Origin of the sequence: Bradyrhizobium sp. 134, assembly GCF_023074155.1 — a bacterium.
Taxonomy (GTDB): domain Bacteria; phylum Pseudomonadota; class Alphaproteobacteria; order Rhizobiales; family Xanthobacteraceae; genus Bradyrhizobium.
This window is the reverse complement of the sequence record NZ_JADPKX010000073.1, coordinates 70,454-94,912: the sequence shown is the minus strand read 5'-3', so window position 1 is coordinate 94,912 and position 24,459 is coordinate 70,454. Positions and strand designations below refer to the sequence as shown.

The window sequence follows — 24,459 nt, the reverse complement described above, 5'->3', positions numbered from 1 at the left end:
CATCCCCGCCTGCGGTGCCAGACTTTGCACAATAATAGAGGGTGGAGACGTCCGCGATGGCCAGCCTTTCGGCCTCGAACCATGTCGCCCGCGTCTTGTCCGCCGCCAATCACGTGGCCGACGTCGATGCCTCTTCGCGCATTGCCAATTCCTGGCGGCGTTGCCTGGTCAGCCACAAGCTCGATCCCGCCCGTCAGGGGCCGCCGCAGACGCTCACCGAAGCCGAGATCCGTCACGTCGCCGAACCGATGGAAGAGACGATCCGGCTCGCAACGCCGGAGCTCGACGACCTCGCCCGGGTGCTGCGCGATGCCGGCTATTGCGTCAATCTGGCAGACGTGAACGCAACCATGCTGTTCAGCCGTCTGCCCGGCGAGGCCGACGCAAGACTGTTCATGGACTGGAAGATCTACACGGGGTCGAATTTTTCCGAGGCTTTTGAAGGCACCAACGGGCTCGGTACCGCGCTCGCCGAGCAGAAGCCGATCCTGGTGCATCGCGACGAGCATTTTCGCGCGCAGTGGCACATGTTTTCCTGCGCCGTGACGCCGCTGTTCGACCAGGCCGGACGGCTCGCAGGCGCCGTGAACATCACTTCCTGCCGCGAAGACCTCGAGCGCACCGCGCATCAGCTCGCGCTCGCGGTGACGATGGAGGCGACGCGGCGCATGGAGGGTGCGATCTTCCGCGGTCATTTCCGCAACGCATGGATCGCGACCGTGCCGGGCGATGGCGGCAGCGGCCTGCTCGCCTATGACGATGATCGCCGCATCGTCGGCGCCTGCCGTTCGGCGCGCGCGCTGCTGGGTCTCACCGACGGCTTGATCGCATCCGGCATCGATCTGTCGCGCTACGTCAAGTTCGACCATCCCGCCGCGCGCGACGCAGACGATCTCGTCGAGCTGCGCCGGGCCGATGGCACTCCGTTGGGGCATGGCCATGTCGCGCCGCCGCTGCGAGCGAGAGTCTCGAGCCGTCCGCTCGCGCCGCGCCGCGATGCACAGGTCGATCGCTTCGATGCTCTGCAGCGGCTCGCCGGCCGCGATCCCGGCCTGATCAGGAGCGTGAAGCGACTTAGAAGCATCGGCGATCGCAATCTGCCGGTGCTGCTGCACGGCGAGACCGGCGTCGGCAAGGATGTGTTCGCCCGTGCCATTCACGCAGCCGGCAATCGCGCGCGCCACAACTATGTCGCACTAAACTGCGCGGCGATGCCGGAAAGCCTGATCGATGCCGAGCTGTTCGGTTACGAGGCCGGTGCCTTCACCGGCGCGCGCCGCGACGGCTCGAAGGGTCTGATCGTGCAGGCCGACGGCGGGACGCTGTTCCTCGACGAGATCGGCGACATGCCGATCGCGCTGCAGACGCGGCTGTTGCGCGTGCTGGAGAACCGCGAAGTGTGGCCGCTCGGCGCGCTGAAGCCCGTGCCGGTCGACATTCGCCTGATCAGCGCCACCCATCGCGATCTCGGCCGCATGGCCGAGGAGGGCGCCTTCCGCACCGACCTCTATTTCCGTCTGCGCGGCATGGAGGTGCGGCTGCCGGCCTTGCGCGAGCGCGCCGACCGCGACGACGTCATCCGCCACATCGCGCGCGAGGAAGCGCCGAACTGCTCCCTCTCGGACGAGGCCTGGGCGCAACTGGCGGCCTATTCCTATCCCGGCAACATGCGCCAGCTCCGACATGTGCTGCGGCTCGCCGGCTGCACGGCGGAGGACGGCGTGATTACCGATGCCGATCTCGATCTGCCCCCGTTTGGCGGAAGGGCGGTGGAAGCGGATCTGGCCGCGGCGGAGCGCGCCACGATCGTGGAGACATTACGCAAGCATGGCGGCCGTGTAACTGAAGCGGCGCGCGCACTGAGACTCAGCCGGGCCACGCTCTATCGTAAGATCAAGCTGTTGAAGATCGAGACGACGCAGTAGTCCTCAACTGCGTGCGGCGCACATTCGTCCTTCTCCCGCAAGGGGAGAAGGAAGAGCGCACCATCAACGCCGCCGCTCCTACGAAAAATCGCTCCAGCTCAGATGTCGTGAGTCGAGATCGCCGACGGTTACGGTGCCGCGGATTTCGTGAGGGACGTGGAAGCTGCTGCGCAGATACACCAGCGGCGCCGCGCCGTCGGAATGCGATGCGCCGCGCACCTCGCCGACGAAGATCGAATGCGTCGTCGTCTCGAATTCCTGCGCCAGCACGCAGTCGAATGCGGCGACCGCGTCGCTCAGCACCGGCGCGCCGGTCACCCCGCGCGTCCACTCCCCGAACGCAAAACGGTCGTCGCCATTGACGCCCTTCTGGCCGCTGAAGGTGAGCGCCAGGAGAGCGTGGTCCTCATGCAGGAAGTTGATCGCGAACGCGCCTTCCTCGCGGATACGCGCGTGCGCACTGGCGTTGCGGTTGACGCAGACGATCAGGGATGGCGGTGAGTCCGACAGTGAGCAGGCCGAGGTGACCGTCAGCCCCGTGCGATTACCGTGCTCGGCACCGACCGTCACCAGCGCCACGGCGCCCGCACACTGGCGCATCGCCTGCTTGAATTCCTTTGCGTCCACCGTCACGCGGAAATCTCCGAAATGGATGCGGGTGCGGCACGATCGCGCCGCACCCGCGTCGGGTCAAGCCGCCTTCTGCGCGGAGCCGAGATGCTTCAGGCGCGGCATCACCTCGTTCCTCAGCAGCGACAGCGAGTGATGCCAGGCTTCCGCCTTGTGCTTGTAGTCGAAGCCGAACACCAGCAGCACGCCGAAGCCACCGACCTCCTCGTAGATCTTCTCGATTTTCTCGGCGACGGTCGCGGGCGAGCCGACGATCCAGTTCCGCTTGGCGCAATATTCGACGGTGACATCGCTATCGGGCACGTCGGGCGCGTGCTTCAAATAGTCCTTGAACCCGAAATGGCCGAGCAGCGGCAGGAAGTACTCGCCCATCATCCGGCCCATCATGTCGCCGGTCGAGAGCCTCCACGCTTCCTCGTCGGTATCGGCGACGAACACCTCGCGCACCAGCCGCCAATCCGCGCGGTCCGGCTTGCGTCCGGTCTTGGCGGCACCTGCTACGACCGAATCCCAATGACTGCCGACATAGGCGGGGTTCAGGTTGAGGCTCATCGGGATGAAGCCGCGCTCGCCGGCGAGCTTCAGCGTGTCCGAATTCTTCGAGAGTCCGGCGACGCCGATCGGCGGATGCGGCGTCTGCAACGGCTTGATGTGCGGCTTGAGGAAGTCGAACATCGTGTCCGGCTTGGTCACCGTCCAGAACTTGCCCTTGTAGGTCCAGGGCGCGGGATCGCTCCACATCTTCAGAATGATCTCCAGCGCCTCGCGCGTCATGTCGCGGTTCTGTCCGCTCATGCCGTCAACGTTGAACATGGCCCAGTCGCTTGGCAGGCCGCTGGCCGCAACTCCGAAATTGAGTCGTCCCCCGGAGAGGTGATCGAGCATCGCGACGCGGTTGGCGAGCTCGGCCGGGTGGTGATAGGGCAGCAGGAAGCCGCCCGGTCCGATGCGGATATTCTTGGTCTGCATCAGCGCCTGTGCGATCAGCAGATCCGGCGTGGGATTGGGTTCCCAAGGCGCGGTGTGGTGCTCACCGACCCAGGCCTCCTGATAGCCGAGCTCGTCGAGCCAGCGCATGACCTGCAGGTCCCAGTCGTTCCCTTCCTTCAGGCCGCACTCCGGCGGGTGCGAAGGCATCGTGAAATAACCGATCTCCATGGGTTTCCTCATCTGATGTTGACGCGTCCTGTTGCGCGGTTCACGGACGTGAGCGGGAACGCTTTAGCAAGCGGTGTGCCACCTCTTCGCAAGCGGTGTGCCACCGCGAACGGCGCCCCAGACCCGCGAAAAAAGGCTGGTTTGCGGCAACAATAGCCGATATCCCGGGGCAGATTTGCGGGGCCCCGTCTCATTGTCGCGAGACGGCGTCTCGGCGGTGAGACGAGGATACGCGTTGAGATGACCGAACCTGCCTATGTCGCGGTGGACTGGGGCACCAGCAGCTTCCGGCTCTGGCTGATCGACCGCGCCGGCGAGGTGCTCGCTGAGCGCCGCAGCGACGAGGGCATGCTGGTGGCCGCGAAGGCCGGCTTTGCCGCCGTGCTGCAATCGCATCTCGCGGCAGTCGAGGCGCCCAATCATCTGCCTGTCCTCGTCTGCGGCATGGCCGGCGCGCGTACCGGCTGGATCGAGGCCGGTTATGTCGATACGCCCGCGCCACTCTCCGCTGTTCTGAAGCAGGCGGCGCGCGTGTCCGGCGAAGCGCGCGACATCCGCATCCTGCCGGGTATCGCGCAGCGCGATGCAAAAGCACCGGACGTGATGCGCGGCGAGGAGACGCAGCTGCTCGGCGCGCTCGGGCTTGATGCCGCCGGTGAAGCGCTGGTCTGCATGCCCGGCACGCATTCGAAATGGGTGCGCCTGAAGGACGATACGGTCGCGCATTTCTCTACCTTTATCACCGGCGAGCTCTTCAGCGTGGTGTCGCGCGAGACGATTTTGTCGCTTGCCGTCGCGGGCGCCGAAGACGCCGAGGATGTCACGAGCTTCCAGGCTGCGGTGAAGGCCGCGTACGAAGCACCGGCCTTCGCCGCCAATTTTCTGTTCGGCGCGCGGTCGCGTCAGCTCCTGTTCGGGGGCACACCGGCCGCGGCGCGCGAAACGCTGTCAGGCACGTTGATCGGCGTCGAACTGGCGGCAGGGCTCTCCGGCGCGATGCCGAAAGCTGGAATCACGCTGATTGCCTCGGGGCGGCTCGCAATGCTGTACAGGCTGGCTTTCGACGCGCTGTCGGTCACCGTGAAGCCGGTCGATGCCGATGAAGCCGTCCGCCGCGGTCTGTCGATGGCGGCTGGCGCGATCTGGACGAAATGAGAGGATAGTCGAGATGAGTGTTCCCTTTCCGGCGATGAAACGGCCACTGGTCGCGATCCTGCGCGGCATCAAGCCGGAGGAAGCCGAGGCCATCGTCGGCGTGCTGATCGAGGCCGGCATGACCGCGATCGAAATCCCGTTAAACTCGCCCGATCCGTTCCGCTCAATCGCCATCGCCGTCAAGCTCGCGCCGGCCGGCGTGCTGATCGGCGCCGGCACGGTGCTGACCACAGCGGATGTCGATCGGCTCAACGATGTCGGCGGCAAGCTGATGGTGTCGCCGAATGTCGATACACAGGTGCTCACGCGTGCGCACCAATACGCCATGGTCACGCTACCGGGCGTGTTCTCGCCGACCGAGGCGCTGCTGGCCGCGCGCTCCGGCGCCTCTGGCCTGAAATTCTTTCCGGCCAGCGTGCTCGGCGCGTCCGGCATTGCCGCGATCCGCGCGGTGCTGCCGGCCGGCGCCATGATCGCCGCCGTCGGCGGCGTCTCCGACCAGAATTTTGCGGAGTATATCAAGGGTGGCGTGACGGCGTTCGGGCTCGGCTCCAGCCTCTACAAGCCCGGCATGACGGCAACGGACGTTGCCGCTCGCGCAAAATTGACGATCGCGGCCTACGATCGGGCGATTGCGAAAGACTGAAGCAGCAATAAACAAGCCGTGATGCCGTCACTGTTGCGCGTTATCCTATCTTGCCGCAGAAGCAAGATCAGGAGACCGACATGGCAATCAACAACGTGGCCGATCTGTTCGTGGCAACGCTCGAACAGGCCGGCGTCAAGCGCATCTACGGCATCGTCGGCGACAGCCTGAATGCGCTGACCGAAGCGCTGCGGCGGCGCGGCACGATCGAATGGATCCATGTCCGGCACGAGGAGGTCGCGGCCTTCGCCGCTGCCGGGGAAGCGGAGATGACGGGCAGCCTTGCGGTATGCGCGGGCTCGTGTGGTCCCGGCAATCTGCATCTGATCAACGGCCTGTTCGACGCCCATCGCAGCCGCGTTCCCGTGCTGGCGATCGCCGCGCAAATCCCGACGGCCGAGATCGGCAGCGGCTATTTCCAGGAGACGCATCCGCAAAACCTGTTCCGCGAGTGCAGCCATTATTGCGAGCTGATCTCCGATCCGAGTCAGCTGCCCTATGTGCTGGAAAACGCCATCCGCGCGGCGGTCGGCATGCGCGGCGTTGCCGTCGTCGCCATGCCCGGCGACGTCGCCTTCCGCAGCCCACCCAAGCGCGCACTGTCGACGGCGCGTGGCCTTGCACTGTCGGCGCCGAAAATCGTGCCGCAGGCCGATGAGTTGAAGGCGCTCGCAGACCTCTTGAACGGCGCCGAGCGCATCACCTTGTTCTGCGGCCGCGGGTGCGCCGGCGCGCATGCGCCGTTGATGCAACTCGCGGAAGCCTTGAAGAGCCCGATTGTGCATGCGCTCGGCGGCAAGGAGCACGTCGAATACGACAATCCCTACGACGTCGGCATGACCGGCTTCATCGGCTTCTCCTCCGGCTATGCCGCCATGCACGCCTGCGACGCGCTGGTGATGCTCGGCACTGATTTTCCCTACAAGCAGTTCTTCCCGACTGATGCGAAGGTCGCCCAGATCGACATCCGCCCGGAGAATCTCGGTCGTCGCTGCAAGATCGATCTCGGCCTCGTCGGCGACGTCAAGCTCGCCATCGAGGCGCTGCTGCCGCTGCTCAAGGCCAAGACGCAGCGCAGGCATCTCGACGATGCGATCGCGCACTACAAGAAAGCACGCGAGGGCCTGGACTCGCTCGCGAAGGGCACGCCGGGCAGCAAACCGATCCATCCGCAATATCTCGCCAAGGTCATCAGCGACCACGCCTCTGATGATGCCGTGTTCACCGCCGATGTCGGCACGCCGACGGTGTGGGCCGCGCGCTATCTCGAGATGAACGGCCGCCGCCGGCTGATCGGCTCGTTCGTGCACGGCTCGATGGCCAACGCCATGCCGCAGGCGATCGGCGCGCAGGCCGCGCAGTCCGGCCGCCAGGTGATCTCGCTCTCCGGCGACGGCGGCTTCACCATGCTGATGGGCGATCTGATCACGCTGACGCAGATGAAGCTGCCGGTGAAGGTGGTCATCTTCAACAACGGCGTGCTCGGCTTCGTCGCACTGGAGATGAAGGCGGCCGGTTTCGTCGACACCAATGTCGATCTGGAGAATCCGGACTTCGCGGCAATGGCGCGCGCCATGGGCATTTTCGCAAGGCGCGTCGAGGATCCCGGCGAGCTCCCGGGCGCGATGAAGGAGATGCTGGCCCACAACGGACCGGCGCTGCTCGACGTGGTCACGGCGAAGCAGGAGCTGTCGATGCCGCCGACCATCACGCCCGAACAGATCAAGGGCTTCAGCCTCTGGGTCTTGCGCGCCGTGATGAACGGCCGCGGCGACGAGGTCGTCGATCTCGCCAAGACCAATTTGCTGCCGCGCTAACCCCGCTTGACCGACGGCACGGGCAGCCGCTCATGGCGGCGCTGGAAGCGTTGCCAGTGCAGCACGATGCCGATCAGCAGCGCCGGTACGAAGCCGAGCGCGATCAGGAAATGCGGCAGCTGCGCCGGGGAGATGAACGCGATGCCGATGTCGGAGATCAGCCACAGCGCGGCGAACATCACCGCGAAATCGGTGCGCGGGCAGCGCAGATAGTAGAACACGGCGGTGATGACGACGGCGGGTCCGATGGCGATGCCGATCATCACCGTCGTCAGTTCCTTCGGCGTCAGCGCGTCGAGCACCATCGCTGCCAGCAGCCAGAGCGCGGCGAACATGGCGACGATGTCGAGCGGATGCCGCAACCCAATACCTCTCGCGGGAACATGCTATCGTTGTGGCCCAGACCCTGGCCGTCAAGGGAAAATGCGCCTATTCCTCGTCGTTTCCGGGCGTCGGCCGCAGCATGAAATGGCCGAAGGCGGTGGCGATCGGCTTGTTCGCATCATCCTGCCAGGCCCGCGCCTCGAAGGCGACGATGCGCCGGCCCTGCTTCACGATCGAAACGTTGGCGAAGGTGTCGAGCGCGCGGCCCGAGCGCAGATAGTTGACGGTCAGTCCGATCGGCTTGGGCAGCGCGGCTGCGCCGAGTTCGCGCGCCACTCCGAAGATCGCGGTGGTCTCGAGGAAGGCGCCGGTCATGCCGCCATGGATCGCAGGCAGGATCGGGTTGCCGATGATCTTTGGCGAGAACGGCATCGTCAGTGTGTCGTCGTCGTTGACGCGAATGCCGAGGCAGCGCGCGAACGGGCTGTTGGCGAACGGGCCGTCCGGATCGTCCGGCGCCTCCAGCGTCGGGATGTTGCGGGAGTCCATCCTGCGGTCTGCGAGCATGTTGGTGCGGTTGGCACCGATCATGAAGCAGGCGGTGGCGGTCGCGACTGGATCGTCCTCGGAGTCCTGATAGGCGGTCGAGCGCACGAAGGCGATCGAACGCGTGGTGCGGTAGCAGACCGAATGCGCCTTGATGTCGAGGCCCGGCGTCGCCGGCTTCTGATAGTCGATGCGCAGATCGAGCGTCGCGATCGCGCTCGTGCCGTCGAGCGCAAGTTGCACCGCCATGCCGCAGCTCTCGTCCAGCATCGCGGTGACGACGCCGCCATGCAGGACGCCGGTCTCGGTATCGCCGACGAACACGGGCCGGTAGGGCAGGCTGGACCAGGCCTCGCGAGGCGCGAAGCGGTCGAGTTGGAGCCCGCTGATCTGGCCGTAATCGGAGCGGCGACCCTTGATCGCCTCGGCGAGGTCCTCGAACGAAAGTGTGGTCGGTGAGCTGGACATGAGGACGTTCTAGACCAGTGGCGGGCGCGGCGCAAAACCCCGGATGCGCGTCCCACGGCAGGTGCCGGGGCGGTTTGGCCTCGACAGGGCGGGCCGAAGCAACGATGGTGGGCGCCTCGTTCGTTCGACTAGCCGCAAGGAGTGCCCATGGCCGATCCCGAAACGCCCGCCACCAGCCAGGGGCCCGTCATCATTTCGACCTCGAGCTCGGAGCGGGCGCCGATCATCTATTTCGACGGCGCATCCTGCTTCGGCCACCACAACGGCGCGATCCAGATCGAGCTTGCGGCCAATTTGTTGATGCCGGTCGGCGCCGCCGTCAGGGTCGACGTCGTTCAGACCGCGCATCTGCGTTGCAGCGTGGCCGCCGCGCTGGCGCTGCGCGAAGCGCTCGAAAAGGCGCTGGCAATGTACCAGCAGGGCCAGCAGCAGCCCCGGCCGGAGGAAATTCCCTCGGTGAAGAACTGAGGCAGTTAGCGGATCGCAAGTTAATGCGATCAACTCACTCAGCTCACATGCACCTTCGGCTTCCTGCCATCGTTCCACTTGCCGTCGAGCGCGCGCTCGATCTGGGCGGCGAGTTGCAGCAGCAGGCCGTCATTGGCCTGTTTCGCAATCGCCTGGATGCCGAGCGGCAGGCCGTGGTTCTGCGTGGCCATCGGCATCGAGATCGCCGGCATGCCGCAGAGATTGGCGAGTGGCGTGAAGGCGAAGAAGCGCCAGAGATTGCCGAACCAGTCGAGCACGTCAGGATTGTCGGAGATGGTGAGATACTCCCGGGTGCCCACCTTCGGCGTCGGCAGCGCAGTGATCGGGGTCAGGATCACGTCCCACTGCTCGAAGAAAGCGCCGAAGGCGCGCGAGGTCGTGTTGAACACGCCTTGCATCTTCGCCCGCTCGGCGAAGCTCGTATGCCGGCCGGCTTCCCAGATCCTGATATTCATCGGCTCGATGAGGTCTTCCGGCGGCCGTTCCAGTCCGCGCGCGGCGAGCATGTTCGAGATCACCACCGCAAAATTCGAGATGTAGCAGGTGGTCTGCGCCTCGAACGCGGCGCGGAAGTCGAGCTCGGGCAGGGCGTAGTCGACGTGATGGCCGAGGCCTTCGAGGAAGCGGCCGGCCTTCGCCAGCTCGGCGGCGATCTCTGGCGTCGCGGTGTAGTCGCCCCAGCTGTGCGACAGCGCGATGCGAAGCTTTGACGGATCGCGCTTGATCATCTCGGAATAGGGCTGCGCCGTGGTCCAGAACGGCATGAACTCGCCCGGCGCCGCTCCCCTTGCATGATCGACGAAGGCGGCGGTGTCGCGCACCGAGCGCGACTGGCAGCCCTGGATCGAGACCAGGCCGGTGAGATCGGACATGTGCGGTGCGAGCGAGAATACGCCGCGCGAGACTTTCAGGCCGATATTGCCGTTGACGCCGGCGGGAATGCGGATCGAGCCGCCGCCGTCGGTCGCATGCGCGATCGGCACCACGCCGGCCGCGACCATCGCGGCGCTGCCGGCCGACGAGCCGCAGGTGGTGTAGTCGGTATCCCAGGGATTGCGCGTGACATAGACGGCCGGATTGTCGGCCGAGCTGCAGACGCCGAATTCCGGCGTCGTGGTGCGTCCGATCAGGTTCAGTCCGGCCTGGCGGAATTTGCCGGTCAGGAACGTGTCGGCGCTGGCGCGATTGCCGCGCATCAGCAGCGAGCCCATCTCCTGGAGCCGACCCTTCATGGTCGGGCCGAGGTCCTTCATCAGGAAGGGCAAGCCTGCGAACGGGCCAGCGAGATTGGCGCCGTCCTTGGCCGGATCGGCGATCACGTCATCGAACAGCTCGACCACGCCCGACAGTGCCGGATTGACCTTGGCAACGCCCGCGGCGGCCTGGCGCGCCAACTCCTTCGCCGTGAGCTCGCCCTTGCGGACGCGCGCGGCCAGCCCCACGCCATCGTGCTGCGCCCATTCGTTCCAGCTCATCGGGAAAGTCATGCGATCCAAACCTCTTCGTGCGGCGCCATCTTAGTTTCGCACGGAAACACTTTAATCAACTGAGGCGGCGCGAAGGGCAGGGTTGCGCCGGATGGAGAGGTAATCCCGCATTGCATGCGCGCGCATCAATTCGAGAGCTTTGCGATCACCGCGACCGGCCCGCCGCCGGCGGGGCCCTGATGCTCGGCGCCGCCGGAGACATAGACTGCCCCGGTGCCGGCAAGGCCGGCAATCAACCCGCCAACGGCAGCCCGGGCGTGGCGCGTCGAGCTGATATCGGTATCTTCCAGCATGGTGTGGCGGAAGCCGCGCACGCTGCCGTCAGGCGAGGCCTCGGCCTTGGCGAAAATGTTGACGAACTCGCGGCCGGTCGTCGTCTGCGGCGCGGCACGGAGCCCAACGCTCTCCAGCGCCGCGAGCACGGCGGCAGCGTCGATCGCATCGCTCATCACGGCATGTCCGATCTCGAATTCGCTCGTCGAGGACATCGAATTGCCGAGCACGATGACGACGTTGTGCATCAGCTCGATTCCGGACGAGGTCGAGGCGACGTTCGAAAACAGATCGTAGCGTCGCAGCACGTCTTCGTCGCGTATGTCGGTTGCGATCTCGCCGAGCGCGACCGCAACCCCGAGCGCGGAGGCGCCGCGCGAATAGGCCATCGAGCTGTAGGCGCTGGTCGTCGCCGTCTTGTGGCCGCGCGCGTTCGCCGCCGCGACGCGCTCACTGGTGAGCAGCGGGCACTTGATCTGCACGAAGTGGACGTCGGCGGGATCGGCGATGCCGGCATCCGCCATCGCGGCCTTCACGGCCTCGGCTGTCTCCGTGATCTGAGCGGAGCGCCCGAGCTCTTCAGGGAGAAAATCCCGCGTCTGCGCCATGCCGATGCTCAGGCGCTTGCCGGAGATGCCTGCCGGGCGCTGCGGGACTTCCCTGCGCGTGAACACTGTAATGTGCGGGCTGAGCACGCCCTCGGTGCCGCCGGACATCACGAAAGCAATGCGCTGCTCGACGTCCTGCGGCGACAGCCCGAGCCGTGGCGCCAGCGCCGTGCACAGCGCGGCAACGGCATATTCCCGGGTAAAGTCGTTGACGCCGCCATTGCCTTCGGTCTTGCCGAGGATCGCCAGGATGGATGTCGGATCGATCGCGTCGGAGCCGATCATGCTGATCAATCCGGAGACGTCGCCGGGGCCTTTGGTGGCGATTCTAATGACGCCGACCGACGTGGTACGCATTATAGTCCTCACATGGGGTTCAGGAGCCCGGCGGACAAAACAGCCGTCGAACGAGGGTGTCTGTCAAGGTGTCAAGGCAATCCCCATCGTCGTCCTGGCGAACGCCAGGATCCACTACCCCAGGGGTCAGTTTGGCGAAGGCTCATCGTTCGGTACGCCTACCGCTCACAATCGATGAATCACGCGGTATGGGCCCTGCCTTTCGCCAGGACGACGGGGATATGTGCGCCGTCTGCGTCGCACCCACGATTGTGGCGAGATCGCATCGCTTCGACAAAAAATCCCTTGTCGACGGTTGTCCGCTGCACCTTGATGAATCAACCCCGATTGGTCCATAAGCGGCGTCCCGCAGCCGGTGGTTCGCCTCCGCGATGCGTGCTTGGATAGAGGGGTTCTCGCGTGGCAAATATCAACCAGAAAATTGCGCAGGAGCTTGGGGTTCGGGCGGAGCAGGTCGAGGCGACTGTGGCGCTGCTCGACGGCGGCGCCACGGTTCCCTTCATCGCCCGCTACCGCAAGGAAGCGACCGGTGCGCTCGACGACGCGCAATTGCGCACGCTGGAGGAACGCCTGGGTTACCTGCGCGAGCTCGAGGACCGCCGCAAGGCCATCCTCGAATCGGTCCGCGAGCAGGGCAAGCTCGATGCCGCGCTGGAAGCCTCCATTCTCGCCGCCGACAGCAAGGCGCGCCTCGAAGATATCTATCTACCCTTCAAGCCGAAGCGCCGCACCAAGGCGGAGATCGCCAAAGAAGCCGGCCTCGAGCCGCTCGCCAATCAGCTCATGGCCGAGCCCACCAACGATCCGAAGGTCGTCGCCGAAGCCTTCGTCAATGCAGAGAAGGGCGTTGCGGATGCCGCTGCGGCGCTCGACGGCGCCCGCGCCATCCTGGTCGAGCGTTTCGACGAAGACGCCGATTTGATCGGCGCGCTTCGCGAGGAGGTGTGGACCAATGCGCGCATGGCATCCAAGGTACGCGACGGCAAGAAGACCGAGGGCGAAAAGTTTGCCGACTATTTCGAGTTCTCCGAGCCGCTGACGAAGCTGCCCTCGCACCGGATCCTTGCGATGTTCCGCGGCGAGAAGGAAGAGATCCTCGATCTCCAGATCCAGGCCGAGACCGAACCATCGCCGCCGGGCGTGCCGAGTGTCTATGAGCTGAAGATCATGAAGCGGTTCGGCATCGCCGACCTCAAGCGCGCCGGCGACCGCTGGATGATCGACACCGTGCGCTGGGCCTGGCGCACCAAGATCCAGGTGCATCTCAACATCGACTTGCGCATGCGGCTGTGGAATGCGGCCGAGACCGAGGCCGTGCGCGTGTTCGCCTCGAACCTGCGCGACCTCCTGCTGGCCGCGCCCGCCGGCACCCGCGTCACCATGGGTCTCGATCCCGGCTTCCGAACCGGCGTCAAGGTTGCCGTCACGGATGCGACCGGCAAGGTGGTGGATACCGCCGTGATCTATCCGCACGAGCCGCAGCGGCAGTGGAACGAGGCGCTTGCGATCCTTGGCAAGCTCGCGCTGAAACATCGCGTCGAGCTGATCGCGATCGGCAACGGCACCGCCTCGCGCGAGACCGACAAGCTCGCGGCCGACCTCGTCAAGGGCCTGCCCGACTTGAAGATGACCAAGATCGTGGTGTCGGAAGCCGGCGCGTCGGTTTATTCAGCCTCCGCTTTTGCCTCGGAGGAATTGCCTGATCTCGACGTCACCTTGCGCGGCGCGGTGTCGATCGCGCGGCGGCTTCAGGATCCGCTCGCCGAGCTGGTCAAGATCGAGCCCAAGGCGATCGGCGTCGGCCAGTACCAGCACGACCTCGGCCAGGCCAAGCTCGCCAAATCGCTCGATGCCGTGGTCGAAGACTGCGTGAACGCAGTCGGCGTCGACGTCAACACCGCGTCCGCTCCGCTGCTCGCGCGCGTATCGGGTGTCGGCTCCGGCCTCGCCTCGAGCATCGTGGCACACCGCGACGCCAACGGGCCGTTCAAGTCGCGCAAGGCGCTGAAGGACGTGCCGCGGCTCGGCCCCAAGGCGTTCGAGCAGTGCGCGGGCTTCCTGCGCATCCTCGGCGGCGAGGATCCGCTCGACGCCTCCGGCGTGCATCCGGAAGCCTATCCGGTGGTGCGCCGGATTCTCAGCGCCACCAAGAGCGACATCAAGGCGCTGATCGGCAGCAGCGACATCGTTCGCACGCTGAAGCCGAAAGACTTCGTGGACGAGACGTTTGGTCTGCCGACCGTCACTGACATCCTGCGCGAGCTCGAGAAGCCCGGCCGCGACCCGCGTCCGGCGTTCAAGGCCGCTGTGTTCATGGATGGCGTCGAGGAGATCAAGCACCTCAAGAAGGGCATGATCCTCGAGGGCACCGTGACCAACGTCGCCGCGTTCGGCGCCTTCGTGGACATCGGCGTGCACCAGGACGGCCTGGTGCACATTTCGGCGATGTCCAGGACCTACATCAAGGATCCGCGCGAGGTGGTGAAGCCCGGCGACATCGTCAAGGTGAAGGTGCTGGACTTCGAGGTCGCGCGCAAGCGCATCTCGCTGACACTGCGCCTCGACGACGAGGTCGGCGCCAAGAAGGACGCGCCCGGCATGCAGCGGGACAACAGCTCACGCAACCCCTCCCGCATGACATCGTCGGCCCCGCGCCAGCAGGAATCTTCCGGCGGCGGCGCACTCGCCGAAGCGCTGCGCCGCGCGGCGGAGAAGAACGGCGGCAAGCGGGCGTAGCTTCTTCTATCCGCGTCGTCATTGCGAGCGCAGCGAAGCAATCCAGAATCTTTCCACAGCGGGACTCTGGATTGCTTCGTCGCAAGGGCTCCTCGCAATGACGAGGAGAGAGCGGGTCCTCTCCCTAACACCGGCGTCAGAATCTGGCGCGTTTGTAAGTTGAAGGCGCCTGTCCCTTGCTCTCATCTGATCCTCCTCGCGCGGCAGAATATTGTCGCGCAGCACGGAGGATGCTTCGATGGACAACAGGCTTCTCAAAGGCCTCACCGCGGTGACGATCGCAGCGGTGATGGCGCTCGCTTCACCGGTGCTCGCCAGAGGTGGCGGTGGTGGCGGACATGGCGGCTTCGGCGGTGGCGGACATTTCGGCGGTGGTGGGCATTTCGGTGGCGGTATGCACGCCGGTGGCTTCGGCGGCATGCATGTGGGCGGCATGGGCGGTGCGCGCTTTGCCCATGTTGGCGAAGCAGGCTTCGGTGGACCGCGCTTTGCGCATGGCGCGATCGGACCACGCTTTGCCGGTGCCGGCTGGCACGGCCACCATGCCTTCCACCACCATCACTTCCGTCGTTTCGCCGTCTTCGGTGCGCCCTATTACTATGCCGGCTACAATGACGGCTGTTGGCGCAGGAGCTTGACGCCCTATGGGTGGCAATGGGTCAATGTGTGCGGAGACTCTTGGTACTAGCATCGCCGTACCGCACCATTGTCGCGATCGTCATCGGGCGGTTCCGCTCAGCCCCGGAACGGGATAGTCTGGTGGCGATCGTCGCGCGGAGTTTATCATGTCCGGAGGTCACCGCCGCATTCTGGTCGTCGAGGACGATGCGGAAACCGCAGGCCAACTCGTCGAGGAGCTGACGATTTCTGGCTACGACGTCGATCTCGCCGCCACGGGGCGCGAAGCCCTCAGCCACGGCGCCGCGCGCGACTATGCCGTGATCACCATCGACCGCATGCTGCCCGACATCGACGGCATCAGCGTGATGCGCCAGTTGCGCGACGACGGCATCGCCGCGCCGTTCCTGATCATTTCCGCACTTGGCGAGGTCGACGATCGCGTGCGCGGCTTGCGCGCCGGCGGCGACGATTATCTCGTCAAGCCGTTCTCCTTCACCGAATTGCTGGCGCGGCTGGAGGCACTCGGCCGGCGCAGCGACACCGTTGCCAAGGAGACAATCCTGCGGGTCGGCGATCTCGCCATCGATCTGATCGCGCGGAGCGCGAGCCGCCGCGGCCGGAAGATTCCGCTGTTGCCGCGGGAATTCCAGCTGCTCGAATATCTCGTCCGCAACGAGGGCCGCGTCGTCTCGCGTGCGATGCTGCTCCAGCATGTCTGGGATCTGCACTTCGATCCCTCCACCAACATCATCGACGTCTATGTCGGTCGCGTCCGCCGCAAGGTCGATGATGCCCAGGCCTATCCACTGATCCACACCATCCGCGGCATCGGATATTGTCTCCGTGCTCCTGGCTAAAACGCTCCGCTCCTCGACCTTCCGCCTGGCGCTGATCGCGATCGCGGCGTTCGGGCTGATCGTCGCGGCGATCATGGCCTATGTCTATTTCGGCACGATCGCCTATGTGCAGAACCGTGTCGGCGATGCCGGCGATCACAGCGGCTTCACCGCGATGATCGAGCTCGCAATGGTCGCTGTCGCGGTGCTGATGCTGGTGCTCGCGGGGCTCGCCGCGGTGCTGGTGACGCGCCGCACGGTCGGGCGAATCGAGGAGATCAACGCCACCAGCCGCGCCATCATGATGTCCGGCCTCGACCAGCGCATTCCCTTGCGCGGCAGTCACGACGAGTGGGACCGTGTCGCCGAAAACCTCAACCAGATGCTCGACCGCATCGAGACTTTGATGGGCGAGGTCAAGCAGGTCAGCGACAACGTTGCCCATGATTTGCGCACGCCGCTGACGCGCATGCGCGGCCGGCTGGAGAAGGCCTATCACACCCCTCGCAACGGCGAGGCCGACGCGGTGCTGATCGGCGACACCATCGCCGATCTCGATGCCGTGCTCGGCATGTTCGCCTCAATCACTCGCATCTCGGAGATCGAGACCCGCGCCCGCCGCAGCGCGTTTCGCACCCTCAATCTCGCCGAAATCGCCGGCGAGGTCGTCGAGCTCTACGATGCCGCCGCCGAACAGGTCGCGACGCGGCTCAGCCTGGGCGGCGACCGCAAGGTGGCGATTATTGGCGATCGCGACCTTCTGTTCGACGCCGTCGCCAATCTCGTCGATAACGCGATCAAGCACGGCTGCAAGGGCGGGCAGGTGACCGTCACCTGCCGCAGTGCCAACGAGGGGGCAGTGATCGCGATCGTCGACGACGGTCCGGGCATTCCGGCGGATCAGCGCGATCACGTGTTCAAGCGCTTCTACCGGCTGGAGCAGAGCCGCTACACGCCCGGTAACGGCCTCGGCTTAAGCCTGGTCGCCGCGGTCGCTCGCCTCCATGGCGCCGAGATTGCCCTGCACGACAACGCGCCGGGCCTGTCGGTCCAGCTCAGTTTCCCGCCGCACCCGCCCTAGAGCTCGATCACGCCGCGGCGTGCCGCATGAGCCACCGCATCGGTGCGGCCGGTGGCATCCAGCTTGTCGAGCAGCGAGCCGACATGGAATTTCACCGTGTGGACGGAAATGCCGAGCTGACGCGCGATCATCTTGTTGGAGCCACCCTCCGCCATCAACGCCAGCACATCGAGCTCGCGCTGTGTCAGCGCGATGTCGTCAGGCATGATGCGCGGATCGCGGGTGACGATCGCCGCTGCGGCCTTCTCGCCGGGTTCGGCGAGGCGAAGCCCGGCGATATTGCCGAGCAGAGCAGCCAGGCGATCGGCGAGGGCGGGATCGTCGATCTCCAAAGCCAACACGATCTCGGGCGCGATGTCCTCGCTCACGCCGCCGGCCTCTCGCCGATCGTAACCTTGAAGCTGACCGGCTCGCCGCCGCGGCGCGCCGCGATATCGACCACCGCGCCCACGCTCGCCGGACCCAGCGTCCGCGACAGCGCGCGTACACCGGACAGCTTCTGGTCGTTGACGGCGACGATGACGTCGCCCTGGCGGATGCCGGCCGCGGCCGAAGGGCCGGCCTTGTCGACATTCATCACCATCGCGCCGACGCCGTCGTCGAGCCGGACCGGCTGCAGCCCGAGGCCGAGATATCCGCGTGCGATACGGCCGCGGGCCTCTAATTGGGCCGCGACCCGCTCGATCGTCGCCGTCGGGATCACCAGCACACGCCTCGGGCCGAGCACGGCCATGCCGAAGGCTTCGCCCGATGCATCGAGCGCGAGGCCGCCCTGCTGGCTGGAGCGCAAGCAGACGTCGATCTCGATCCGCGCATCGATGTCGCCGCCGCGCAAGGAGCGCCAGCTCTTGCCGGATAGCGAAACCATGCCGAGCGCGGCGCTCGGGGCATCGCGGTTGGTGGCGACGACGACCGACAACGCGCCGAGGGGCGGGACAATTGTGGCCAGCTTGACCGGGGTCAGCGCCGTATCGACGCGCAGCAGGGCGATATCCGTCGTATGGTCGCGGCCTGCAATCGTGGCGGCTGCGGTGCTGCCGTCGGAGAGGCCGATTTCGACGTCCCCCTCATCGGCCAGCGCCTCGTCGGCGGTGACGATCAGGCCGGGCTTCCAGACGAAGCCGGTGGCGCGGGAGCGATGCGAATGCACGGCGACGACGGACGGCGCGGTGCGCGCCACGACGTCCGCGAGCGCGGACGACAGCGAGGTCAGGGGAGTTGAGGCGGTCATGGCAGGCTCCTGTAAGCTGACCTCAATCTGGGATGTCGCGGGCGATTGCGTAACTGGCCGCTTGGCCAGGAAATGAGCAGGGAAGCTGGTCTGTAAGACCACCGCCGACGAACATGTGATTGGGAGCCGCTCACGGGAACGTGTAGCAATCGCGAAATTGCGCCGTCTTCACGATTTTCAGCGAGCCTGACCGATGACCATCGACCTCACCCGCCGCACCCTGCTCGAACTTGCCGGCGCCGCCTCGCTGGCAATGGCGGCGGCGGGCGCGGCGCGCGCTGAGGGCGCACCACAGGGCGGTGGGCCGACCTATGCCAGCCGCACGCCGATGCGGGTCGGGATGGTGACGCTCCGCGTGAAAAATCTCGACAAGGTTGCGGACTACTACCGCGACGTCATCGGGCTCACCGTGATGGAACGCTCGGCAACTGCCGCAAGGCTCGGCACAGCCGGTATCACGCTGCTGGTGCTCGAGGCCCGTCCCGATGCCACAATCGAGCCGCGCGACGCCGCGGGCCTCTATCACACCGCCTTCCTGATGCCGACCCGCAAGGACCTGGCGCGCTGGCTGGTGGCAGCCGCTTCGCATCGTGTGCCGCTTTCGGGCTTCGCCGATCACCTCGTCAGCGAATCCGTCTATTTCGACGATCCCGAAGGCAACGGGATCGAGGTCTATGCCGACCGCGATCCCTCGCAATGGCAGTGGAGCGAGGGCAGCGTGAAGATGGCGGCCGACGAGCTCAACATTCCCGACCTGCTGTCGCTGACCAATACGCGCGTGCCTGATTATGCCAAGGCGCCGGACGGTCTGCGCATCGGCCACATGCATCTGCGCGTCGGCGACCTCGCGCAGGCCGAGCGCTTCTACCACGGTGCCATCGGCCTGGACCCGACCCGCAGCCGCAACGGTGCCGCGTTCCTGTCGTCGGGCCGCTACCACCATCACCTCGGCATGAACGTCTGGCAGAGCCAGGGTGCCGGCCAACGCGACGATCAGGCAACAGGGCTCGCCTGGTTCTCGCTGGTGACGGAGAAGCCGGACCTGCTTGCCGCGCAGGACGAGCGCCTGCGCAAGGGCGGCGCGAAAGTCACGGGGCTGGCCAATGGCGTGGAGGCGATCGATCCCTGGGGCACGCGGGTGCGGTTGATCAGGGTTTGATCGCCTGCGCCGGCGTTGCTAAGACCCGTCAGGTGCAAACCAGTCTCCGGGTCCCCTGACATGCCCGATTTTCGCGGTGTCTTCCCCTATCTCGTATCGCCCGTCGATGCCGACGGCGCGGTGCGGACGAACGTCCTCGCAAAGCTCTGCGACGATCTGATCGGCGCCGGCGTCCATGGTCTGACCCCGCTCGGCTCGACCGGCGAGTTCGCCTATCTCAACGCCGCCCAACGCACCGCGGTGGTGCAGGCCGCGATCGAAGCGGCAAAGGGACGTGTGCCTGTTGTCGCGGGCGTTGCCTCCACCTCGACGGCTGACGCGGTGGCGCAGGCGATAGCGTATCAGAAGCTCGGCGCCGACGGCATTCTGGCTATCCTGGAAGCCTATTTCCCGCTCGCCGACGCTCAAATCGAATCCTATTTCCGCGCCATCGCCGATGCTGTGGACATCCCGGTCGTCATCTACACCAATCCGCAATTCCAGCGCTCTGATTTGACCCTCGACGTCATTGCGCGCCTCGCCGAGCATCCGCGCATCGGCTACATCAAGGACGCCTCGACCAACACCGGCCGGCTGCTCTCGATCATGAACCGCTGCGGCGATGCCTTGCGGGTGTTCTCGGCCTCCGCCCACATCCCGGCTGCCGTGATGCTGATCGGAGGCCTCGGCTGGATGGCGGGCCCGGCCTGCATCATCCCGCGCCAGAGCGTCGCGCTGTACGACCTCTGCAAGGCCGGTCGCTGGGACGAGGCGATGGCGCTCCAGCGCAGGCTGTGGCGCATCAACGAGGCTTTTGCCCGCTTTAACCTGGCGGCCTGCATCAAGGCCGGATTGGCCTTCCAGGGCTACGACGTCGGCGATCCCGTCCCGCCGCAGGCCGCACTCACCGCCGATGCGCGCAAGGTCGTGGAAGCGGCCTTGCGGGAGCTGGCGTAGCCGGTCCCCTCGTCGTCATGGCCGGGCATAGCCGTCCGAAGGACGGGGTCGCTTTCGCTCGCCTATGTCCGGCCATCCACGCGCCTCCACACGAAAGTACGTGGATGCCCGGGACAAGTCCGGGCATGACGAAATCGCGGATATACCGCCTAAAAGCGCGGCTGGTATGCCCTTGATCGATCCGCTAAAAGGCGGCCCGCACTTTCGAAAAGAGCCTGAGGACCCCACGGAATGAACATTCTTCCCGGCAATTTGCGTTTCGGAGCGGGGCAACCCGTCAAGCGTTTGGAAGACCAGCGGCTGCTCACCGGGAAGGGGCAGTTCATCGACGACAAGCCGGAAGATGGCGCGCTGTGGTTGTACCTGCTGCGCTCGCCGCATGCCCACGCGAAGATCGTCTCGATCGACACCAGTGCGGCGGCCGCGATGCCCGGCGTGACCGCGGTCTACACCGGCGCCGACCTCGTCAAGGACGACATCGGCGTCATCCCGACCTTGAGCATCTTCAAGCGCCCCGACGGCAAGCCGATGACGGTGCCGCCACGCCGCCTGCTGGCGCACGAAATCGTACGCTATGCCGGCGAGGCCGTGGCCGCCGTAGTGGCCTCCTCGCGTGCCGACGCGCAGAGCGCAGCCGAAGCGATCGTGGTCGAATATGACGTGCAGCCGGCGGTGGTCGATCCCGTCGAGGCGGTCAAGCCCGGCGCGCCATTGGTGTGGCCGGAAGCCCCCGACAACATCGTCGGCGCGATGGCTTACGGCGATGCTGCCAAGGTGGACGAGGCTTTTGCCAAGGCGGCGCATACGGTCGAGCTCGATCTCGTCAGCCAGCGCCTCGTGCCGTCGGCGATGGAGCCGCGCTCGACCATTGCTGAGATCGACAAGAAATCCGGCCGCCTTCTGCTGCATGTGCAGTCGCAGACGCCTGCCTCGACTCGCGACGTGCTGGCCGAGGCCGTCCTGAAGCGTCCGAAGGACAGCGTTCGCGTGCTGGTCGGCGATATCGGCGGCGGCTTTGGCCAGAAGACCAACCTCTATCCCGAGGACGGCATCGTCGCCTATGCCGCAACCAAGCTGAACAAAAAAATCCGCTGGCGCGGGGACCGCACCGACGAATTCGTCGGCGGCACCCATGGCCGCGATCTGACCTCGACCGCTTCCTTCGCACTCGACGAGAAAGGCAAGGTGCTGGCCTATCGCGTCAGCTCGATCGGCTGCACCGGCGCGTATTCCTCGGGCGCGGCCAACATCATTCCGCTGGTGCTGGGCCCGTTCGTGCAGACCGGCGTCTACGATCTGCCGCTGGTGCATTTCGAGGTGAAGTCGGTGATGACTCACACGGCGCCGGTCGGTGCCTATCGCGGTGCGGGCCGGCCCGAGGCCGTGTTCATCGTCGAGCGCCTGTTCGACGCGGCCGCGCGGAAAATCGGCATGGATCCACGCGCGATCCGGAAAGCCAACTACATCAAGCCGGCGCAACTGCCCTATATCAATGCTGCCGGCCAGGTTTACGATTCCGGCGCCTTCGCGCACATGCTCGACCGTGCCGTGAAGCTCGCCGACTGGGACGGCTTTGCCGCGCGCAAGAAGGCGGCGAAGAAGAAGGGCCTGCTCTACGGCCGCGGGCTCACCTCCTATATCGAATGGACCGGCGGCCGCGCTCACACCGAGAAGGTCAGCCTGCACGCGACGTCGGAAGGTCGCGTCGTGCTGCATTCCGGGACCATGGCGATGGGGCAGGGGTTGCAGACCACCTACACCCAGATGATCTCCGACACGCTCGGCATTGCCATGGACAAGATCGACGTGGTCCAGGGCGACACCGATCTGGCGACGGGCTTTGGCAGCGTCGGCTCGCGGTCGCTGTTCGTCGGCGGCACGGCGGTCGCGGTCTCCTCCAACGATCTGATCCAGAAGGCGCGCGAGAAGGCGGCGAACGTGCTGGAGACCTCGATCGAAGACATCGAGTACCAGGGCGGCATGCTCACCGTGGTCGGCACCGACCGCCGCATCAGCCTGTTCGATATTGCAGAGAAGGAGAGCGGCGCAAAACTCAGCGTCGATTCCGAAGGCGAGGTCGATGGTCCGAGCTGGCCGAACGGCACGCATATCTGCGAGGTCGAGATCGATCCGGAGACCGGCGTCTCCAAGGTCGTGCGCTACACGACCGTCGACGACGTCGGTGTCGCCGTGAACCCGATGCTGGTCACCGGCCAGATCCATGGGGGTGTCGCACAAGGCATCGGCCAGGCGCTGTATGAGGGCGTGTCCTATGATGCCGACGGACAGCTGCTCACCGCAAGCTACCAGGACTACTGCATCCCGCGCGCCGACGACGTTCCGCCGATCGTGGTGACGCTCGATGATTCCGCGCCCTGCCGCACCAATCCGCTCGGCGCCAAGGGCTGCGGCGAATCCGGCGCCATTGGCGGCCCCCCCTGCGTCACCAATGGCGTGATGGATGCGCTCGCCGAGCTCGGCATCACCCAGCTCAACACGCCCCTGACGCCGCAGAAGATCTGGCAGGCGATCAAGGACGCGAAGGTGGGGTAGGCGTAGCCCTCGCTGTGGCGGCGATTTCCGCCGTCGTCCCGGCCTAGTGCGCCATTGCGCACGGGGGGCCGGGACCCATAACCACCGAGTCAAATTTGGAAGACGGGTGGTTACCAGCTTCGCGCTACGACTTCGTCACGGCGTATGGGTCCCGGCCTTCGCCGGGACGACAGCGAGTGTGTAGCGCGCGCGTTAGCAAATTGCCCGCCCCTTCAAATCCCCAGCATCATCTTCGCAATAATGTCGCGCTGGATCTCCGAGGTGCCGCCAAAGATCGTGTAGGCGCGTCCGTTGAGATATTCCGGCACCACCGTCAGCATCTCCTCCGGCATCGCCGGCTCGTGGTTGAGCCTGTAGAGCGGGCGCATCGGCTCGACCGCGAGGGCGTCATGGCCGATCACGTCTGCGCCGAGCCGGGTCACGGCCTGCCGGATCTCGCTGTTGCGCAGCTTCAGGATCGACGACACCGCGCCGGGATTCTGTCCGGTCTGCAGCGCCGACAGCACGCGCAGCTCGGTCATCTCCAGCGCGTCGATGTCCACTTCGACCTCGGAGATGCGCGTCGCGATATCAGGACTGTCGATCGCGCGGCCCGTCAAGTCGGACTCGGCGAGATCCGCGATCGCCTTCAGCCCTTCGCGCAATTTTGCCGACGCAATGCCGGAGCCGCGCTCGAACTCGAGCAGATACTTGCCGTAGGTCCAGCCCTTGCCTTCCTCCCCAACGCGGTTGGCCATGGGAACGCGCACATCGTCGAAGAATACCTGGTTGACCTCGTGGTCGCCGCCGATGGTGAGGATGGGGCGGGTCGTGATGCCCGGCGTCTTCATGTCGATCAGGATGAAGCTGATGCCATCCTGCTGCCGCGGGCCGTCGCTGGTGCGCACCAGCGCGAACATGCGGTTGGCGTGATGGGCATGCGTGGTCCAGATCTTGGTGCCGTTGATGATGTAGTCGTCGCCGTCGCGCACCGCGCGGGTCTTCAGCGAGGAGAGATCGGAGCCGGAGCCCGGCTCGGAATAGCCCTGGCACCAATAATCCTCGCCGGACAGAATGCGCGGCAGGTAGAAGTTCTTCTGCTCCGCCGAGCCGAAGCCGATGATGACGGGGCCGACCATCTTCACGCCCATCACGTTGACGTTGGGCACGCCGGCCCGCGCGCTTTCAGTCTCGAAGATCCAGCGCTGCGCCGGCGTCCAGTCGGGACCGCCATGCTCGACCGGCCAGCCCGGCGCGCCCCAGCCTTGCTTGTGCAGCGTGCGCTGCCAGGCCATGCCGATATCGGGGTCGGAGAACACCGACGGCGTCAGCGCGGTCGCGCGCTTCATCTCCTCGGTGAGATTCTTGGCAATGAAGCCGCGCACCTCGTCCTGGAAGGCGCGCTCCTCGGCATTGAACGACAGGTCCATGATGCGCTCCTTGT

At 65.8% G+C, this 24,459-nt stretch carries 21 protein-coding genes; 12 read left to right on the top strand and 9 right to left on the bottom strand.

What is annotated here, in order from left to right; translation table 11 throughout:
* Positions 1 to 56 precede the first annotated feature (56 nt).
* The gene (locus tag IVA75_RS28335) at positions 57 to 1,925 is read left to right on the top strand and encodes a sigma-54-dependent Fis family transcriptional regulator (RefSeq protein WP_247282490.1); all 1,869 of its coding nucleotides are present in this window, start codon (positions 57 to 59) and stop codon (positions 1,923 to 1,925) included.
* A gap of 78 nt (positions 1,926 to 2,003) precedes the next feature.
* Here IVA75_RS28335 and IVA75_RS28330 read toward each other — a convergent pair whose 3' ends face one another.
* Together IVA75_RS28330 and IVA75_RS28325 are read right to left on the bottom strand one after the other, a co-directional pair.
* A complete protein-coding gene (locus IVA75_RS28330) occupies positions 2,004 to 2,558 on the bottom strand; it encodes a flavin reductase family protein (RefSeq protein WP_027565264.1) in 555 nt (184 codons plus the stop codon).
* Between the two features lie 57 nt (positions 2,559 to 2,615).
* Positions 2,616 to 3,713 (bottom strand): LLM class flavin-dependent oxidoreductase, encoded by a 1,098-nt coding sequence (locus IVA75_RS28325; RefSeq protein ID WP_007596571.1) that lies wholly within the window; start codon positions 3,711 to 3,713, stop codon positions 2,616 to 2,618.
* 240 nt (positions 3,714 to 3,953) lie between these two features.
* On the opposite strand from IVA75_RS28325, the gene IVA75_RS28320 reads away from it, so the two are divergent.
* The 3 genes from IVA75_RS28320 (at position 3,954) to poxB (ending at position 7,331) form a co-directional block, all read left to right on the top strand.
* A complete protein-coding gene (locus IVA75_RS28320) occupies positions 3,954 to 4,868 on the top strand; it encodes a 2-dehydro-3-deoxygalactonokinase (RefSeq protein WP_247282489.1) in 915 nt (304 codons plus the stop codon).
* Between the two features lie 13 nt (positions 4,869 to 4,881).
* Positions 4,882 to 5,514 (top strand): 2-dehydro-3-deoxy-6-phosphogalactonate aldolase, encoded by a 633-nt coding sequence (locus tag IVA75_RS28315; protein WP_247282488.1) that lies wholly within the window; start codon positions 4,882 to 4,884, stop codon positions 5,512 to 5,514.
* A gap of 80 nt (positions 5,515 to 5,594) precedes the next feature.
* Positions 5,595 to 7,331, top strand: a complete 1,737-nt coding sequence (gene poxB / locus IVA75_RS28310) for a ubiquinone-dependent pyruvate dehydrogenase (protein ID WP_247282487.1) — start codon at positions 5,595 to 5,597, stop codon at positions 7,329 to 7,331.
* On the opposite strand, the gene IVA75_RS28305 is transcribed toward poxB, so the two are convergent.
* Together IVA75_RS28305 and IVA75_RS28300 are read right to left on the bottom strand one after the other, a co-directional pair.
* The gene (locus IVA75_RS28305; protein ID WP_027565260.1) at positions 7,328 to 7,693 is read right to left on the bottom strand and encodes a hypothetical protein; all 366 of its coding nucleotides are present in this window, start codon (positions 7,691 to 7,693) and stop codon (positions 7,328 to 7,330) included. The genes poxB and IVA75_RS28305 overlap by 4 nt on opposite strands.
* 67 nt (positions 7,694 to 7,760) lie before the next feature.
* Entirely contained in the window at positions 7,761 to 8,669 is a 909-nt protein-coding gene (locus IVA75_RS28300) for a PaaI family thioesterase (RefSeq protein WP_247282486.1), read from the bottom strand.
* Between the two features lie 147 nt (positions 8,670 to 8,816).
* Here IVA75_RS28300 and IVA75_RS28295 point away from each other — a divergent pair, with 147 nt between their 5' ends.
* Positions 8,817 to 9,137, top strand: a complete 321-nt coding sequence (locus IVA75_RS28295) for a hypothetical protein (protein WP_027565258.1) — start codon at positions 8,817 to 8,819, stop codon at positions 9,135 to 9,137.
* Positions 9,138 to 9,175: 38 nt separating this feature from the next.
* On the opposite strand, the gene IVA75_RS28290 is transcribed toward IVA75_RS28295, so the two are convergent.
* Positions 9,176 to 10,645: an amidase gene (locus tag IVA75_RS28290; protein ID WP_247282485.1), complete on the bottom strand. Its 1,470-nt coding sequence runs from the start codon at positions 10,643 to 10,645 to the stop codon at positions 9,176 to 9,178.
* 125 nt (positions 10,646 to 10,770) lie between these two features.
* Positions 10,771 to 11,883 (bottom strand): ring-opening amidohydrolase, encoded by a 1,113-nt coding sequence (locus tag IVA75_RS28285; protein ID WP_247282484.1) that lies wholly within the window; start codon positions 11,881 to 11,883, stop codon positions 10,771 to 10,773.
* Between the two features lie 399 nt (positions 11,884 to 12,282).
* On the opposite strand from IVA75_RS28285, the gene IVA75_RS28280 reads away from it, so the two are divergent.
* The 4 genes from IVA75_RS28280 (at position 12,283) to IVA75_RS28265 (ending at position 17,157) form a co-directional block, all read left to right on the top strand.
* Positions 12,283 to 14,619: a Tex family protein gene (locus tag IVA75_RS28280; RefSeq protein WP_247282483.1), complete on the top strand. Its 2,337-nt coding sequence runs from the start codon at positions 12,283 to 12,285 to the stop codon at positions 14,617 to 14,619.
* Positions 14,620 to 14,857: 238 nt separating this feature from the next.
* Positions 14,858 to 15,307, top strand: coding sequence for a hypothetical protein (locus IVA75_RS28275; RefSeq protein WP_247282482.1), 450 nt, complete (start codon positions 14,858 to 14,860; stop codon positions 15,305 to 15,307).
* Between the two features lie 97 nt (positions 15,308 to 15,404).
* The gene (locus IVA75_RS28270) at positions 15,405 to 16,097 is read left to right on the top strand and encodes a response regulator transcription factor (RefSeq protein WP_007596553.1); all 693 of its coding nucleotides are present in this window, start codon (positions 15,405 to 15,407) and stop codon (positions 16,095 to 16,097) included.
* Positions 16,084 to 17,157 (top strand): HAMP domain-containing sensor histidine kinase, encoded by a 1,074-nt coding sequence (locus tag IVA75_RS28265; protein WP_247282481.1) that lies wholly within the window; start codon positions 16,084 to 16,086, stop codon positions 17,155 to 17,157. Before IVA75_RS28270 ends, IVA75_RS28265 begins: the two co-directional genes overlap by 14 nt.
* On the opposite strand, the gene IVA75_RS28260 is transcribed toward IVA75_RS28265, so the two are convergent.
* Both IVA75_RS28260 and IVA75_RS28255 read right to left on the bottom strand, forming a co-directional pair.
* On the bottom strand, positions 17,154 to 17,525 hold the full coding sequence (locus IVA75_RS28260) for a helix-turn-helix transcriptional regulator (RefSeq protein WP_247282480.1): 372 nt from the start codon (positions 17,523 to 17,525) through the stop codon (positions 17,154 to 17,156). The genes IVA75_RS28265 and IVA75_RS28260 overlap by 4 nt on opposite strands.
* Positions 17,522 to 18,388, bottom strand: coding sequence for a S1C family serine protease (locus IVA75_RS28255; protein ID WP_247282479.1), 867 nt, complete (start codon positions 18,386 to 18,388; stop codon positions 17,522 to 17,524). The genes IVA75_RS28260 and IVA75_RS28255 overlap by 4 nt, the downstream gene beginning before the upstream one ends.
* 193 nt (positions 18,389 to 18,581) lie before the next feature.
* On the opposite strand from IVA75_RS28255, the gene IVA75_RS28250 reads away from it, so the two are divergent.
* The 3 genes from IVA75_RS28250 to IVA75_RS28240 all read left to right on the top strand — a co-directional run bounded on the left by IVA75_RS28250 (position 18,582) and on the right by IVA75_RS28240 (position 23,036).
* Positions 18,582 to 19,547 carry a VOC family protein gene (locus tag IVA75_RS28250; RefSeq protein ID WP_247282478.1) on the top strand — a complete coding sequence of 322 codons (966 nt, stop codon included), beginning with the start codon at positions 18,582 to 18,584 and terminating at the stop codon, positions 19,545 to 19,547.
* Positions 19,548 to 19,607: 60 nt separating this feature from the next.
* Positions 19,608 to 20,483, top strand: a complete 876-nt coding sequence (locus tag IVA75_RS28245; protein WP_247282477.1) for a dihydrodipicolinate synthase family protein — start codon at positions 19,608 to 19,610, stop codon at positions 20,481 to 20,483.
* A gap of 231 nt (positions 20,484 to 20,714) precedes the next feature.
* On the top strand, positions 20,715 to 23,036 hold the full coding sequence (locus IVA75_RS28240) for a xanthine dehydrogenase family protein molybdopterin-binding subunit (RefSeq protein WP_247282476.1): 2,322 nt from the start codon (positions 20,715 to 20,717) through the stop codon (positions 23,034 to 23,036).
* Between the two features lie 212 nt (positions 23,037 to 23,248).
* Here the strand turns inward: IVA75_RS28240 and IVA75_RS28235 are convergent, their stop codons facing one another.
* Entirely contained in the window at positions 23,249 to 24,445 is a 1,197-nt protein-coding gene (locus tag IVA75_RS28235) for an acyl-CoA dehydrogenase family protein (RefSeq protein ID WP_247282475.1), read from the bottom strand.
* Positions 24,446 to 24,459: the final 14 nt, after the last annotated feature.

Excerpts from the sequence above, each read along its gene's own strand:
- IVA75_RS28335 (WP_247282490.1), top strand. The coding sequence starts at position 57 with ATGGCCAGCCTTTCGGCCTCGAACCATGTCGCCCGCGTCTTGTCCGCC.
- IVA75_RS28325 (WP_007596571.1), bottom strand. The coding sequence starts at position 3,713 with ATGGAGATCGGTTATTTCACGATGCCTTCGCACCCGCCGGAGTGCGGC.
- IVA75_RS28320 (WP_247282489.1), top strand. The coding sequence starts at position 3,954 with ATGACCGAACCTGCCTATGTCGCGGTGGACTGGGGCACCAGCAGCTTC.
- IVA75_RS28315 (WP_247282488.1), top strand. The coding sequence starts at position 4,882 with ATGAGTGTTCCCTTTCCGGCGATGAAACGGCCACTGGTCGCGATCCTG.
- poxB (WP_247282487.1), top strand. The coding sequence starts at position 5,595 with ATGGCAATCAACAACGTGGCCGATCTGTTCGTGGCAACGCTCGAACAG.
- IVA75_RS28300 (WP_247282486.1), bottom strand. The coding sequence starts at position 8,669 with ATGTCCAGCTCACCGACCACACTTTCGTTCGAGGACCTCGCCGAGGCG.
- IVA75_RS28295 (WP_027565258.1), top strand. The coding sequence starts at position 8,817 with ATGGCCGATCCCGAAACGCCCGCCACCAGCCAGGGGCCCGTCATCATT.
- IVA75_RS28290 (WP_247282485.1), bottom strand. The coding sequence starts at position 10,645 with ATGACTTTCCCGATGAGCTGGAACGAATGGGCGCAGCACGATGGCGTG.
- IVA75_RS28285 (WP_247282484.1), bottom strand. The coding sequence starts at position 11,883 with ATGCGTACCACGTCGGTCGGCGTCATTAGAATCGCCACCAAAGGCCCC.
- IVA75_RS28275 (WP_247282482.1), top strand. The coding sequence starts at position 14,858 with ATGGACAACAGGCTTCTCAAAGGCCTCACCGCGGTGACGATCGCAGCG.
- IVA75_RS28270 (WP_007596553.1), top strand. The coding sequence starts at position 15,405 with ATGTCCGGAGGTCACCGCCGCATTCTGGTCGTCGAGGACGATGCGGAA.
- IVA75_RS28255 (WP_247282479.1), bottom strand. The coding sequence starts at position 18,388 with ATGACCGCCTCAACTCCCCTGACCTCGCTGTCGTCCGCGCTCGCGGAC.
- IVA75_RS28250 (WP_247282478.1), top strand. The coding sequence starts at position 18,582 with ATGACCATCGACCTCACCCGCCGCACCCTGCTCGAACTTGCCGGCGCC.
- IVA75_RS28245 (WP_247282477.1), top strand. The coding sequence starts at position 19,608 with ATGCCCGATTTTCGCGGTGTCTTCCCCTATCTCGTATCGCCCGTCGAT.
- IVA75_RS28240 (WP_247282476.1), top strand. The coding sequence starts at position 20,715 with ATGAACATTCTTCCCGGCAATTTGCGTTTCGGAGCGGGGCAACCCGTC.
- IVA75_RS28235 (WP_247282475.1), bottom strand. The coding sequence starts at position 24,445 with ATGGACCTGTCGTTCAATGCCGAGGAGCGCGCCTTCCAGGACGAGGTG.